The sequence below is a fragment of the Heyndrickxia sp. FSL K6-6286 genome (assembly GCF_038630395.1).
Lineage (GTDB): Bacteria > Bacillota > Bacilli > Bacillales > Bacillaceae_C > Heyndrickxia > Heyndrickxia oleronia.
The window spans coordinates 3,719,515-3,733,341 of record NZ_CP152029.1 but is presented as its reverse complement, the minus strand read 5'-3'; the positions used below and the strand labels follow the sequence as shown (position 1 = coordinate 3,733,341).

Below are 13,827 nucleotides of genomic sequence, written 5' to 3'. Positions count from 1 at the left end.
CTACTTTGAATGCAAACAAAGAATCTTTAGATGTAAATCCGGTTAGGATATCCAAGCAAATAAAAAATAGAAATCAAATATGGATTGCCTTTCGAACGGCTTTCCCATATACACTCCCGATTTTTGCAGGATTTGTCTTTTTGGGGGCTGCTTATGGAATCTTTATGAATTCATTGGGCTTTACTGCGATTTACCCGATTTTGATGAGTTTGTTAATATTTGCAGGTTCAATGGAATTTGTGGCAGCAAATTTATTGCTTATGTCTTTCAATCCGATAAATGCATTACTACTAACATTAATGGTTAATGCACGACATTTGTTTTACGGCATATCAATGCTAGATAAATATGGGGGAGCGGGAAAGAAAAAGTGGTATATGATATTTGGGCTCTGCGACGAATCTTTTGCAATCAATAGTACAATTAATGTACCAAAGGACGTAGATAAAAACTGGGTTATGTTTTTTGTCACACTATTCAATCAATTTTATTGGGTATTAGGTGCAACCTTAGGTGCTATTTTTGGATCTTTTATTAAGTTCAATACGGATGGACTTGAATTTGTCATGACTGCACTGTTTGTCGTTATCTTTATTGAACAATGGATGAAGGAAGAAAAACATATAAGTTCACTTGTAGGTTTAGGAGCTTCAATTGTCTGTTTAATTGTTTTTGGTGGAAACAATTTCATTATCCCTGCCATGATAGCAATTTTGGGGCTACTGACTCTGTCTAAAAAGTCATTGGAGAAAGTTGAGGTTGAAGCTAAATGACAATGAATATAACTCAACAAATTATTATTGTTGCCATGGTGGTTTTCGGTACAATGCTTACAAGGTTTGTTCCATTCATCGTTTTTCCATCGGGAAAAAACACACCGAAGTACATACAATACTTGGGCAAAGTGCTACCATCATCGGTATTCGGGCTTTTGGTCATTTATAGTTTAAAGGATGTAAGAATATTATCTGGAAGTCATGGTATCCCTGAATTATTAGGAGTGATTACTGTTGTAATTCTTCATTTTTGGAAGAAAAATATGTTCCTCTCGATAGCTGGAGGAACGATTATTTACATGTTATTGGTGCAAATGGTCTTTTAAATATTGCAAAATCTAGTAAAGGGGTGGATTTTTGTGAAAGAGAAAATTGATGAGTATCAAATTTATAAAAAACACTACGAACAAATTTATAACCAAGTGAAAAATGATCCATATGCTCAATCCTTAGGCATTAAGTTAACAAAATTTGAGGCAGGATTTGCAGAAGCAACCCTAGATGTGCAAAGCCATATGGTAAATGCATACGGAACGGTTCATGGGGCAATTATGTATGCGTTGGCCGATCATGCATTTTCGGTAGCCTGTAATGCATATGGAAAAACTTCGGTAGGACTATCGACGCCCCTTCAGTTTATGGAATCGGCAAAACCTGGAGACAAGATAGTCGCACGTGCAACGGAAGTAAGAAGAAACTTTCGTACCGGATTCTATAGAATTGAGATTTTTCATGAAGAAAAACTAATCGCTATAATGGAGGCAGTTTCTTACCGAAAGGATCAATTATTTTATTGATATTGATCAACAAGAATAAAAGTGGTACAAGTTTTAGGTACTCATTATTGTTCATACCTCTTAAAAAAATTATGAGATATTCATTTAAACAAGAGTGTGGGAGCTGATTGATAGAAAATCGTCAGCTTTTTTGTTATTTAAAAACGGTGAAAAAATTTACTTAATGCAAATTTGATCTCCAAGAAGGATTTGATTGCCCTTTTGGGTATGTACTAACGGACAGTAAATAAAATAAGGAGAAAGTATAAAATAGTAGTGAGGTGGTGAAAGGAGTATGGAGAAATTCAATCCATATAATAAAGCGCTAATGCAGGAACCAAATGAAGTAGTAATATTTTCGCAAATACCTATTATATTTTGGATTTTTTTGATGTATATAGGGGCATTAATACTGCAAAATATTCAACACCCCATGCTTATTCATAGTTTAATTTTCAGTTTAATTATAGTAATACATGCATTCCTATATTTTTTTTCCCGTTTATTTAATAATAATAAGTATTGGTTTTACTTTTTGGCTCAGGAGTGTATATTGTTTATTTCAGCTTTTCTATTACCTAAAGGGTCTCCAGTTGTATTAATTGGATTACTACCAGTTTTAATAGCACAAAGTATTATTATTCTAAAAAGTAAAATAAAAGTTATATTATTTTTTATGCTATCTTATGGTTTATATTGCATTGCTATCACTATAAATTATGGGGCAAGTGAGCTACCAATTTTTATTCCTATATTCTTCTTAATTTTACTGATAGTAATTTTCTATACGCTTAGCTATAACCGGCAAGTTAGTGCAAAAGAGCGTATGGAGTTTTATTTACAACAGTTAGGACTAGCATACCAAAAAGTTGAGGAACTAACTTTAGTAAATGAAAGACAACGAATGGCTAGAGATTTACACGATACATTAGCCCAAGGTTTGGCAGGACTGATTATGCAATTAGAAGCAGTTAATGTACATATAAAAAATGGAAATATTTCTAGATCGAATGAAATTGTCGTCAGTTCGATGCAACAGGCAAGAGAAACGTTAAAAGATGCTAGAACAGTGATTGATAATTTGAGAACAGAGACATTAGAGTATATTGATTTCCATTCAGCTGTGTTAGATGAAATAAAAAAATTTGAAGAAATAACAGGTATACATGTAGAACAGGAAATTAAACCTGTTCATTCTTTACCTAATTTATCAATGGAATATGGTATATATATAATCCGTGAATCCCTAACTAATATAATGAAACATTCTCAGGCAAAAAAGGTACAGATTAAGATTGAACAACAAGGTGGAAAGTTATATATGGAAGTTTCTGATAACGGAATCGGTTTTTCTACAAAAAATATTGGAAAACAAACGGGTAAATTTGGACTTTTAGGCTTACAAGAACGTATAAGGTTAGTTGGAGGCACATTGACAATAGAAAGTACGCCAGGAAAAGGGACCAAATTGTTTATTACTGTTCCTATTTGATACAGGGGGTATAACATTTGAACTATAAAATATTAATTGTTGATGATCATTTAGTTGTTAGGGAAGGGCTAAAATTAATTTTAGAGACCAATAAATTGTTTCAGGTTATAGGTGAAGCAGATAATGGAAAAGTAGCCTTAGAAATGATTGATAATGCAAAACCAGATATTATTTTACTGGATTTAAATATGCCTATTATGAGTGGATTAGATACTTTAAAAATAATGAATAAACAAGGTATTACTATTCCAGTTATTATATTAACTACATATAATGAAGATGAATTAATGGTTACAGGAATGGAGTTAGGAGCTAAAGGGTTCTTATTAAAAGATACAAGTAGAGAAAATTTATTTAGAACGTTAGAATCTGCAATCAGAGGTGAAACTCTTTTACAGCCTGAGTTAATGGAAAAACTATTAAAATTCAAGGAGAAAAAATTTAATAATCATACTCAACTATCTAATCCTTTAACAGAGAAAGAATTATTCATACTGCAAGCAGTTGCTAAAGGTTATAAAAGCAAAGCAATTGCTTTTGATATGGGGATTGCTGAACGTACTGTTAAAGCCCATTTAACCAATATTTACAATAAACTTGGTGTTAACTCTCGTGCAGAAGCTGTTGCTATTGCTTTAGATCAAGGTTTATTCCGTTTAGTAGATAAATAAAAACTATGCCCGAACGTACATATGTAACTTGCCCATATGTACGATTTTTTTTTTTGCCTAGTTCATTATTATTAAAATGTAATAAACGACTGAATTAATTCGAAGGGAGTTAAGTATGGCGAAGTATCTATATAAACTAGGGAAATGGGCAGTTAGACATAGAAAGAAAGTTATAGGTGGAACAATAGGTATTCTCCTTATTATTGGAATCATAGCATTAAGTTTAGGTCCTTCCTTTAGTGAGGATATGTCTATACCGGGTACAGAATCCGCCAAGGCAGGCAAAATTTTGGAGAAGGAATTTCAAACTTCCAAAAAACCAGCACCAGGTACCGTAAATCTAGTACTAAAGGCACCGAATAACCAAACGTTAGAAACTAAAGAAGTAGCAGATATCATCAATAAAACAATTGATAAGATAAAAAAAGATAAATCGGTAGTCTCTGTTGCTACTCCTGCAGAATTAGGCAATTACAATAAAAATAAACAAATTGGTTATGCTGTTGTGACATATGATGTACCTGCAGGTAACGTAACAGATAGATCAAAAGAAATAATATTGCAAAGTATTAAAAATACAAGAGATGCAGGTATTCAAACTGAGATAGCAGGTACAGTTGCTTTTTCTGAATTAGAGATAGGTGGAATAACAGAAGTAATTGGGGTAGTAATTGCTTTCGTCATTCTTGCAATAACTTTTACTTCCTTTTTGGCAGCAGGTATGCCAATTATTACTGCTGTAGTAGGTTTAGGAGTAGGAATTTTATCTATACTCATAGGAACCAATTATTTGGATATCCCATCATTTGCTCTTTCATTAGCTGCTATGTTAGGACTTGCCGTTGGGATTGATTATGCTTTATTCATTATCTCAAGATTCCGGCAAGAACTTTCAAAAGGACATAGTCTACAGGAAACAGTGGCTATTGCAACTGGAACTGCAGGTAGTGCAGTTGTTTTTGCTGGTGTAACCGTAATTGTTGCTTTAGTAGGTTTAGCAGTTGCAAAAATTCCCTTTTTAACTATGATGGGGCTCTCTGCAGCAGTTTGTGTATTCTTTGCCATTTTAATAGCGATAATTTTTGTACCAGCTATTTTAGGACTTCTTGGTCATAAAATTGGACCTTCTAGAGAAAATAAATTATTGGCGATATTATCCAATAAAAAGGAAGTAAAAGAATCAAGTAAATGGGGAAATTTTGTAACAAAAAGGCCTTGGACAGTTACTATTTTAGGGGTCTTAATTCTTGTAATGGTGTGTATTCCATTCTTTCATATGCAACTAGGTCTTCCTGACAATGGAACCAAATCAAAAGAAACAACAGAAAGAAGAGCATATGATTTACTCACAGAAGCATATGGTCCTGGATACCACTCCTCATTGGTCGTTTTAGCAAAAACAGATAAAAATAGCGGAGATATTAAACAGAAAATCAATGTGGTAACAGAAGAATTAGGTGCATTAGCAAATGTAAAAAATGTAAGTCCACCAATTCCAAATAAATCAGGAAATACCTATATGATTTCAATTACTCCCAAAACCGGTCCAGATGATATACAAACGACCAATTTAGTACACTCAATAAGGAAATTATCAGATTCACTAACTAGTAAAGATCAAATAGAATTGTTAGTTACTGGATCAACTGCAGTAAACATAGACATATCTGAAAAATTGAATGACGCATTGCCATTATTCGCTACTCTTATTGTGGGGTTTGCATTTGTTCTGTTAGTCATAGTATTCAGATCTATTCTGGTCCCATTAAAGGCTGTTTTAGGTTTCTTGCTATCACTAGGAGCAACTTTAGGGTTTGTTGTATATGTAATTCAAGATGGAAATTTGATAAATTTATTTGGTTTTCCTACATCAAGTCCTGTCCTAGCCTTTTTACCTGTTATTGTTATAGGGATATTATTTGGTCTAGCAATGGACTATGAGGTTTTCTTGGTTAGTAGAATGCGAGAAGAGTTTACACATTCAAAAGATGCAAAAAAGGCTATATTAGCAGGATTAAAAGATAGTGGAGGAGTAGTGACAGCAGCAGGTCTTATAATGATATCTGTGTTCTCAGGATTTATGCTGGCTCCCGATCCAATCATTAAATCAATGGGATTCGCACTAACTTTTGGAATTGTTTTTGATGCTTTTATTGTAAGGATGGCATTAGTACCAGCTGTAATGACATTAATGGGAAAAGCAGCATGGTACTTGCCAAGTTGGCTAGATAAACTTCTACCAAATATTGATATTGAAGGTACTACAATACAAACAGAGGTAGATGAAAGGTACAAAAATAATAAAAAGAAAATTCCAACACGGATAAAGACAGAGTTCATGAATAAAGTAATTCAATAAGAAAAACAATAACACTACGTAATTCCATATTCCATCAAGGAGACCCGATAAATAAGATATCGGGTTTTTCTTTAATGAAAAAGAAGCGATAAAAATTGAGGGAGATTAGGGTGCACTGGCAATCGCATTTGATATTTACTATAAATGTATTTATGCTAGAATACAAAACTTAAAGCCATTTTGCAATATAATATGGCTTTTTAAATGAAAAACTTGTAAATCAAGGAACTGACTTTATAAACCTTGCTTCAGTATTATAGTTTATTATTTGTTAATAAACTCCTTCTCATATATCATTTGTGCCATCTTTAGTTATGTTTTTTAGAAAGGGTGAGACAATTGTTTAAAAAACTTAGGCAATATCGTAATGTTTCAGTGTTCAAAGCGCTTCTAATTTAGAAAAATTAATTAGAAGCGAGGAATATTAATATGGAAAAACAAAAAATCTTTAATCAATCATTTCTATTTTTATTTATTAGTAACTTTTTGGTATTTATCGGGTTTGAAATGCTGCTGCCTATTTTACCGGCCTATTTGTTAAGCATGAATGCATCTTCCAGTCAAGTAGGTCTAATGACAACATTATTTACACTAGGCGCTGTTCTTATTAGACCTTTTGTAGGGTACTATTTAATTGATAACCAGCGGAAAGGTCTTGCCATTCTTGCAAGTGTAGCTTTATTGATTATTACAGCGCTATATCCTTTTCTTACTATTATTTGGCTTTTGCTAGTGTTACGGCTTTTTCATGGCGCAGCATGGGGAGTATCAACCACAGCCAATAGTACAATGGTAGTCGATTTAATTCCAAAGAAACGATTAGGAGAGGGGATGGGGTATTTTTCTATTTCAACAACGGTCGGTGCTATCATTGCTCCGAGTGTAGGGATCCTTATCTATGACTCTTTTTCTTTTAATATTTTAATTTGGTCATCCGTAGTACTCAGTCTATTAGCAGCAATTGGACTTCAATTTGTCTATTCACCTACTCCTGTTAAAAATGATAGGCAACCATTTCAATTTTTTGACGCGATTTTTGAAAAAGACGCTTGGTTCCCAGCATTATTAACGGTTATAACAACACTTGGTTTTGGAGCGATCATTACTTTTTTAGTTCTTTTTGGAAAACAAAAGGGATTAGATCATATTTTTCTATTCTTTCTTATCAATGCGACTGTCTCAACTTTACTACGTCCATTTATAGGAAAATGGTATGATAAAAAAGGACCTTGGTCGATCATCATTGTATCAGCAGTTTTAGGATTTTTGTCACTTGTCATGCTGTCTTATACGACAAATAATGCTTGTCTTATTATTGCAGCGATTTTGTTTGGAGCCGGGTATGGAACGGTTATGCCTTGTTTACAAACATGGACGGTTCAAAAGGTAAGTGAAGAAAAAAGTGGCGTTGCCAACGCAACTTTTCTTTCCAGTTTTGATGTTGGTGTTGGATTGAGTGCGTTAGTCTTAGGAATTGTCGCTGAATGGTTTAGTATAGATATGATTTTCCGGATGGTTAGTTTAAGTTTTATTTTTGTTGCTATTTTAGTCTATAAGGACTTTTTAAAAGAAAAAAAGGAATAAAGATACGCAAAACACATCCACTTCTATGTTTATAGAGGTGGATGTGTTTTGTTATAGGAATAGGTACTAATAAATAATGGGATAGCTTAGTTCAACTAGGAATACTGGCTAAGCTAGCTAATACCTCTACTAGAACGTCAATTTAATAGATAAAAACTTCTTTAAAAGGATTAGAACTAAAATTGTCGAATTACTATTATAACGAAATCTATTAGGAGGAAAGATATGCAGGACTTATCAGGCAAAGTGATTCTTATAACGGGAGCAAGCTCAGGAATTGGACGTGCTACAGCCGAATTACTCGCATCTAAAGGTGCAAAGGTCATTGTTAACTATCGTTCCAATGAAAAAAGTGCCTTAGAGGTGGTACAGTGTATTCAAGAAAATGGTGGAGAGGCGATAGCGATTCAAGCTGATGTCACAAATAAAGATCAAGTGAATGCAATGGTTGACCGTGCTCTAGCATCCTTTGGTACAATTGACGTTTTAATTAATAATGCAGCTGGGGGCATCCGACAAAGTACATTTATGGAGGCAAGTGAAGAATTGTGGGAAGAAGCATATAGACTAAATATTATTAGTGTTCTTCTGTGTTCACAAGCTGTCTTAAAGCATATGATCCCAAGAAAAAAAGGGAAGATTATTAATATATCTTCAACAGCTGCTCGCATCGGAGGCGCTGGCGAAAGCATTCATTACGATTCTACTAAGGGAGCTTTAAATACTATGACTATTGGAATGTCCAGAGAACTAATCGAATATGGAATTATTGTAAACGGAGTAGCCCCTGGAGTGGTTGAAACACCTTTTCATGAAAAATTTGCTCCTGATGATGATCGTCTTACTCGTATGTCTTCTACTATACCTATTAAACGAATAGCCAAACCGATAGAAATAGCTGAAAGCATAGCTTTTCTTTCGTCTGATGCTTCAAATTATATATTGGGCGAAATCATCAATGTTAGTGGTGGAAGGTAACTAAAAAAAGGGCTACAGCAACAGAACTCCTTCTGTATTACTAAACCAAGGGACCAGGTCAGTGAAGGAATTTTCACCTTATTACTTGAATATATCTAGAAAAAGACTGTTGATGGGGGTATCTTTATGGGATTAGTTGCAATCTATACGGTCGGTAGGTTAAATCACCCCTATGACCACCCTATCTCTCGCGAATTTTATGAAATGGGATATAAAGTCATGCGTCAGGCATCTTTATCAGGGAATATGATAGAAGAGTTTTCAGCAGAAGGAGTGCCTTTCCCTGAAGAAGCTAAAGGGGATGGCTACCCTGTTTTGACCCTAACCGTATGGAAAAGCCTTCAATCTTTATATCAGTTTGCCTATTCAGGGAGGCATAGCCAAGCGTTGCGTAGTAGACGCAGATGGATGGAGCCTTATCAAGAGAAACACCTATCATATGTAGTGTGGTGGACAGAGAAGGTGAAAGATGTTTCTTGGGAGGAGGCATTCAAGAGATATAACTATTATAAACAAAATGGGTCTACTCCTTTTGCATTTGATTTTAAGCAGGCATTTGATGAACAAGGAGAGACAATCTCAATGAAGTAAAATGAATATTCGGAAAAGCTTTTAGAGGTAACTTGTATAACGTTTTACAATAAATAGTAATTCTTTTACAGATTCTGAATGAAATTATTCGATAAATTGCAGGGAAAACGAGATCAGTCATAGTATTCTGGTGCCATTTTTTATCTTATTTACCGAGCTGGAAATCCCCCGAAATCGACTGAAATGGCTGAATATCGGAGGATTTGGGTGGCCCCTTGAAACGATTCTTAATTGATAAACAAAATTTAACTTTCTAAGACGTTAATCTGGATTAGTTTCCCGCCTTGTAAAAAGCTCAACAATGCATATACTGGACAAGTATACCTTTACGTCTACTATACTTCTACTCGTATAATGATCAATCTTAATGCCTAAGCTACATCTTGACTACTTTTAACATTTGTCGAATGGCTCCAAGATGATAGGCTGAATGAGCTAAAGAAGATAACACCTCATTAGCCAGTAGTTCATTCCATTCAATAGCGTCAATCGATTCTAACAGTGTTACGTATTCATTTCGCAATTCTACCTGAATTCGGTTCCATTGCTGTTCATCTACTGAATGAATTTCCCAACTCTTTTCCCAATCCATTTTCGGTTGTTTCCCATTTTTTATGATTTCATTGGTTCCCCACATGTGATAGCGAATGTGATCGGTATGTGCAGCTAATGTTGTTCCCTGAACGGATATGGAGGCTTGGTCGCAAGACATTCCCTCTATTACACCGAAAATTCCAGAATTCGGTTCAAAACTTGTGAACCAACTTCCTTTTACAGGCACTGGGGGTCCTTTGAATGTTTCCTTTACCATCGTTTTAACCGAGTTTCTTAATGTTTCACTCATTTTTAGCCCCTCCAAAAAATATTTTTTATGCCTACGTACAACCGCTAATTGCAGGTCAAATATAAGTCGATTCGCACCACCTCTTTTCGTGTTCCTTCCACTCTTCAATCAAATTCTTCCACCATTCATGTTGAGACTGTCTTTGTTACTATCTATCTAAAAAACACTTCAAGTTTTAGGAGATTTTATATTCATTCAAGTGCTCCCCTCAAAAAACGTCAATAATTGATTTTCCCTTAGTGGGTGCCATCCTTTGCGAACCATGTTAAAAATACGTTTACAAAATGACTTTTGAGTGAAATTAGTACATTGTTCTTCAATATATATAACCCTCTATAATTGTTTTGATGGTTATATTATGATGTGGTTGATTCTAACTGTCAATAACTTTTATAATGGTTATAGAAAAAATCAAAGTTATATAGCCCGGACTGTCAAAATACTGATGGTAAGACAAGGAGAAGTCACATGTCTGATATAAATAAAGATGTACACAAGCATGCTTTGCTCGGCGGACGTTTGTGTTTGGATTTTGCCAATACAGTAAGTTGGCATGATAGCAGTGAGAAATCACAGGAGTTGCTGACGAGTTATGAGAAGCTGGTAAACTGGAGTTTACAAGTCGATATTATTAACAAACAACAATCAGTTTCACTACTAAAAAAAGCAGAAAATCGACCTTCTGAGGCAGAGGAGGTTCTCCAAAAAGCTATTGAACTGCGGGAATCGATTTTCCGTATTTTTAGTCTAGTATCAAACAATGAAAAACCAGCCACTAAAGATCTTTCTATTTTGAATGAGGCCTTAGGCAATGCTTACGCGATGATACGAGTGGTGCCTAGTGAAAATAAATTTTCCTTGGAATTTTTTAATTGTGAAGAAAGATTAGACGGAATGCTTCCACCAATTATTCAATCGGCAATAGACATTCTTACATCTGAAAAAGAACTTAGTAGAGTGAAAAAGTGTGAAGGGTATCCATGTGGTTGGCTGTTTTTGGACACAAGCCGTAATCGTAGCAGACGCTGGTGTTCGATGGCAGACTGCGGGAATCGTGCAAAAGCAAATCGATTTTATCATAATAAAAAATAATAGCTTCTAAGATGGGCTTTACCTAACCTTCATGTCATCAATAAATTAATATTCTTAAATAAGAGAGCGTCTTTTTATAAAGCCTCACATTTAAAAGATTAGATCTGGTTAGGAACGAAAAAGCGATTGAAAAAACCTCAAGAAATTTAATGATGTGAAGTAATATCATTTTGGCTGCATTCCTTAGCAAGGGATGCTTTTTTCTATTGATGGAAAGGAGCCGTTTAGTGCACGTATTCATGGTGATATAATTAGGAAAATGCGGATAAAAGGTGGTTGATTGAAATCCGGAAATTACATGCAGGATATGGTCTAGACCCTAATGGATTTATCGTAAGCGATGTGAGTAGAGACAAAATTGATGATGCCTATATGACTTGCATTCAAGAATCTGTCGAGCGTCTTAAACGTTTATTTCATCAACAATTGCATAGTGTTTATGTGTACGGCAGTGTCGCCAGAGGGGAAGCGATTGTAAAAAAATCAGATTTAGACCTTATCGCTATGTTTGAAACCAAACTGAGTTCTATTCAGTTGTCTGAATTAAAGCAGCTTGCTGGAGAACTATCTCAAAATTACCGTTCTTTAGTTCGTGATGTCGGTATTGCTGTAGCTGATTACGACTATACGGTTGACCCCACAAATTATTATGAAAATGCTTTTCTTAAGGAACTCTGTGTTTGTGTGTATGGAGAGGATATGGGAGAAAGATTTGGTCCGTATAAACTAACATCAGAGATAGCAATCCGTTTTAATGGTGATATTTATGAAGCTCTTAATCGGGCGTTAAAAAAGTTAGAAACTTCTTCTAAAGAAGATTTTAGAACAATTACACAAGCCTTTGCTCGTAAACTTATCCGAACCTATTATTCAATGGTCATGGTACGTTCTCAAATTTGGACGACACGACTTCACGAACAGTCTGAAGTATTTATTCACCACTTCCCGAAAAAAGAATCCATTATTCGTACTCTACTAAATTGGATAGATGAGCCGCCGACAAACCAAGAGGCTGTCTATGAGTTGTTCAAGAGTGAGGGTGACTGGGCTAGTGCAAACTTTTCAAATGAGGCAAAAATCCGTTATTAAACGAAAGGGCAGTTTAGTTGAAGAAGGATTTCCTTTTTTTTTATCGAAAAGAATATAAATCAGACTCTAATTAGAATAGTTTCCTAAAAAGGATACTGAAAGGATTGCACTTAATTAATGGATATTAGAAAACCAAATGATTCGGAACTCAAAAGGATTTTATCACTTTCTCCACAAGCTGTATTTGATGGGACGTTAGGTGAAGTAAGACCCACTAATCAAAAAATTGAACAACTTATTGAACCACTCTTAAAGAAGGGAAACTATTACTTAATCGCAACAGAAAACAATACGTTAATGGGGTGGATTCTAATAGGGGCAAGCAAAGATCAATTTACTGATAAGATCAATGGATTTATTTATGAGCTATTTGTTTTAGAAGAATTTAGAGGGAAAGGAATTTCCAAAATGTTAATGAGAACAGCTATTGATTATCTGAAACAAGATGGATATTCAGAAGTCCGTTTAAGTGCATTTGCAGGTAATCAAGCAATTAAACTGTATGAAAAGTTTGGATTTAACATCAGAACAATTACAATGAGTTTGCCAATATAAATAACTCTAACTCTGCATTAACAGGAGCGCTACTCCAATATTGGTTTTGAAAAAAATGCTAGAATTTAAGAGAAAGAGTAATCAACAGGCACTAATAAGTAACTTAGTAGAAGGTGATTTCATGAGTTCTTTAAAAGGAAAGAAGATTTTGATAACAAGTGGAGGAACACTTGAAAAATGGGATAATGTCAGAGGACATACTAATTTAGCAAAGGGCACAATTGGGTGTTATTTAGCTGAAGAAGCGTTGAATAAAGAAGCAGAGATTATATATTTACATGGTTATTTTGCTAAACTTCCTGAAAATCGTAGGAAAATGCGTTTAATTCAATTTGAGGGTATATATGATTTAGGTGAAAAAATCAAAAATATCGTCCAATCTGAAAATATCGATATTGTAATTATGGCAGCAGCTGGTTCAGATTGGGTTGTTGATAAAGTATTAGATCAACGAGGAAATCCAATTTTAGAATCAGGAAAAATGTCTAGTGATGAACCTCCAATCATTCATTTTAAAAAAGCACCGAAAGTATTATCGCAAATAAAAAAATGGAATCCAAACTTATTACTTGTCGGATTTAAGTTAGAACATACAGATGATCTTAATTACTTATTAGATAGGGCAAATCTTCGGATGACTGCTTCCAATGCTGAATTTATGGTTGCTAATAAAACAGGTTCACTATATGGCGAGGAAGCAGAACATTATATTGTTTCAAAATTTCAAGCACCCAAAAAATATAGTAGTAAAAATGAGACAGCGGCGGGTTTAATTCATTTGCTTGAATATTATATAAACTAACTATTTACTTCCATTAAAGAGGGTATTCCAGGCTGCCGACTGTGTTAATGGTTTAGCTAACGTCAATCAGTTATCTTAAGCAGAATAATACTGTACGCTTTAATGAAATAACAATATGCTGTCAAAGCAGCTAAGGGATTGGGAGCCATAGTAAATAAATTTATGAGTCGATATGATAACAAAATATTGCTAAGAGGTTAAAAAAATTGGTAATAGTT

General features: G+C 34.4%; 14 protein-coding genes. 13 read left to right on the top strand and 1 reads right to left on the bottom strand.

Annotated elements, in window-relative coordinates; all coding sequences use genetic code 11:
* Positions 1 to 5: 5 nt before the first annotated feature.
* The 9 genes from azlC (at position 6) to MHI39_RS18775 (ending at position 9,227) form a co-directional block, all read left to right on the top strand.
* On the top strand, positions 6 to 773 hold the full coding sequence (gene azlC, locus MHI39_RS18815; RefSeq protein ID WP_342539930.1) for an azaleucine resistance protein AzlC: 768 nt from the start codon (positions 6 to 8) through the stop codon (positions 771 to 773).
* Positions 770 to 1,102: a branched-chain amino acid transporter permease gene (locus tag MHI39_RS18810; protein WP_078109445.1), complete on the top strand. Its 333-nt coding sequence runs from the start codon at positions 770 to 772 to the stop codon at positions 1,100 to 1,102. Before azlC ends, MHI39_RS18810 begins: the two co-directional genes overlap by 4 nt.
* Positions 1,103 to 1,135: 33 nt before the next feature.
* A complete protein-coding gene (locus tag MHI39_RS18805; RefSeq protein WP_342539929.1) occupies positions 1,136 to 1,573 on the top strand; it encodes a hotdog fold thioesterase in 438 nt (145 codons plus the stop codon).
* A 274-nt stretch (positions 1,574 to 1,847) separates the two neighbouring features.
* On the top strand, positions 1,848 to 3,044 hold the full coding sequence (locus MHI39_RS18800; protein ID WP_180212723.1) for a sensor histidine kinase: 1,197 nt from the start codon (positions 1,848 to 1,850) through the stop codon (positions 3,042 to 3,044).
* A gap of 17 nt (positions 3,045 to 3,061) precedes the next feature.
* Complete coding sequence (locus tag MHI39_RS18795) at positions 3,062 to 3,715, top strand: response regulator transcription factor (protein ID WP_180212724.1); 654 nt, start codon at positions 3,062 to 3,064, stop codon at positions 3,713 to 3,715.
* Positions 3,716 to 3,830: 115 nt separating this feature from the next.
* Positions 3,831 to 6,074 carry an MMPL family transporter gene (locus MHI39_RS18790; RefSeq protein ID WP_342539928.1) on the top strand — a complete coding sequence of 748 codons (2,244 nt, stop codon included), beginning with the start codon at positions 3,831 to 3,833 and terminating at the stop codon, positions 6,072 to 6,074.
* Between the two features lie 429 nt (positions 6,075 to 6,503).
* A complete protein-coding gene (locus tag MHI39_RS18785) occupies positions 6,504 to 7,658 on the top strand; it encodes an MFS transporter (protein ID WP_342539927.1) in 1,155 nt (384 codons plus the stop codon).
* 225 nt (positions 7,659 to 7,883) lie between these two features.
* Positions 7,884 to 8,636, top strand: a complete 753-nt coding sequence (locus tag MHI39_RS18780; RefSeq protein ID WP_342539926.1) for a glucose 1-dehydrogenase — start codon at positions 7,884 to 7,886, stop codon at positions 8,634 to 8,636.
* 126 nt (positions 8,637 to 8,762) lie between these two features.
* Entirely contained in the window at positions 8,763 to 9,227 is a 465-nt protein-coding gene (locus tag MHI39_RS18775) for a DUF3291 domain-containing protein (protein ID WP_342539925.1), read from the top strand.
* Positions 9,228 to 9,603: 376 nt separating this feature from the next.
* Here MHI39_RS18775 and MHI39_RS18770 read toward each other — a convergent pair whose 3' ends face one another.
* Positions 9,604 to 10,071, bottom strand: coding sequence for a hypothetical protein (locus MHI39_RS18770; RefSeq protein WP_342539924.1), 468 nt, complete (start codon positions 10,069 to 10,071; stop codon positions 9,604 to 9,606).
* A gap of 468 nt (positions 10,072 to 10,539) precedes the next feature.
* Between MHI39_RS18770 and MHI39_RS18765 the strand changes: the two genes are divergently transcribed.
* The 4 genes from MHI39_RS18765 (at position 10,540) to MHI39_RS18750 (ending at position 13,609) form a co-directional block, all read left to right on the top strand.
* Positions 10,540 to 11,163 (top strand): CGNR zinc finger domain-containing protein, encoded by a 624-nt coding sequence (locus MHI39_RS18765; protein WP_216386402.1) that lies wholly within the window; start codon positions 10,540 to 10,542, stop codon positions 11,161 to 11,163.
* Positions 11,164 to 11,439: 276 nt separating this feature from the next.
* Positions 11,440 to 12,252 (top strand): nucleotidyltransferase domain-containing protein, encoded by an 813-nt coding sequence (locus MHI39_RS18760; RefSeq protein WP_342539923.1) that lies wholly within the window; start codon positions 11,440 to 11,442, stop codon positions 12,250 to 12,252.
* A gap of 117 nt (positions 12,253 to 12,369) precedes the next feature.
* Complete coding sequence (locus MHI39_RS18755) at positions 12,370 to 12,807, top strand: GNAT family N-acetyltransferase (protein WP_071977137.1); 438 nt, start codon at positions 12,370 to 12,372, stop codon at positions 12,805 to 12,807.
* A gap of 121 nt (positions 12,808 to 12,928) precedes the next feature.
* Positions 12,929 to 13,609 (top strand): phosphopantothenoylcysteine decarboxylase, encoded by a 681-nt coding sequence (locus MHI39_RS18750; RefSeq protein ID WP_078110490.1) that lies wholly within the window; start codon positions 12,929 to 12,931, stop codon positions 13,607 to 13,609.
* Positions 13,610 to 13,827: the final 218 nt, after the last annotated feature.

Excerpts from the sequence above, each read along its gene's own strand:
- MHI39_RS18755 (WP_071977137.1), top strand. The coding sequence starts at position 12,370 with ATGGATATTAGAAAACCAAATGATTCGGAACTCAAAAGGATTTTATCA.
- MHI39_RS18800 (WP_180212723.1), top strand. The coding sequence starts at position 1,848 with ATGGAGAAATTCAATCCATATAATAAAGCGCTAATGCAGGAACCAAAT.
- MHI39_RS18785 (WP_342539927.1), top strand. The coding sequence starts at position 6,504 with ATGGAAAAACAAAAAATCTTTAATCAATCATTTCTATTTTTATTTATT.
- MHI39_RS18775 (WP_342539925.1), top strand. The coding sequence starts at position 8,763 with ATGGGATTAGTTGCAATCTATACGGTCGGTAGGTTAAATCACCCCTAT.
- MHI39_RS18780 (WP_342539926.1), top strand. The coding sequence starts at position 7,884 with ATGCAGGACTTATCAGGCAAAGTGATTCTTATAACGGGAGCAAGCTCA.
- MHI39_RS18750 (WP_078110490.1), top strand. The coding sequence starts at position 12,929 with ATGAGTTCTTTAAAAGGAAAGAAGATTTTGATAACAAGTGGAGGAACA.
- MHI39_RS18810 (WP_078109445.1), top strand. The coding sequence starts at position 770 with ATGACAATGAATATAACTCAACAAATTATTATTGTTGCCATGGTGGTT.
- MHI39_RS18770 (WP_342539924.1), bottom strand. The coding sequence starts at position 10,071 with ATGAGTGAAACATTAAGAAACTCGGTTAAAACGATGGTAAAGGAAACA.
- MHI39_RS18765 (WP_216386402.1), top strand. The coding sequence starts at position 10,540 with ATGTCTGATATAAATAAAGATGTACACAAGCATGCTTTGCTCGGCGGA.
- MHI39_RS18790 (WP_342539928.1), top strand. The coding sequence starts at position 3,831 with ATGGCGAAGTATCTATATAAACTAGGGAAATGGGCAGTTAGACATAGA.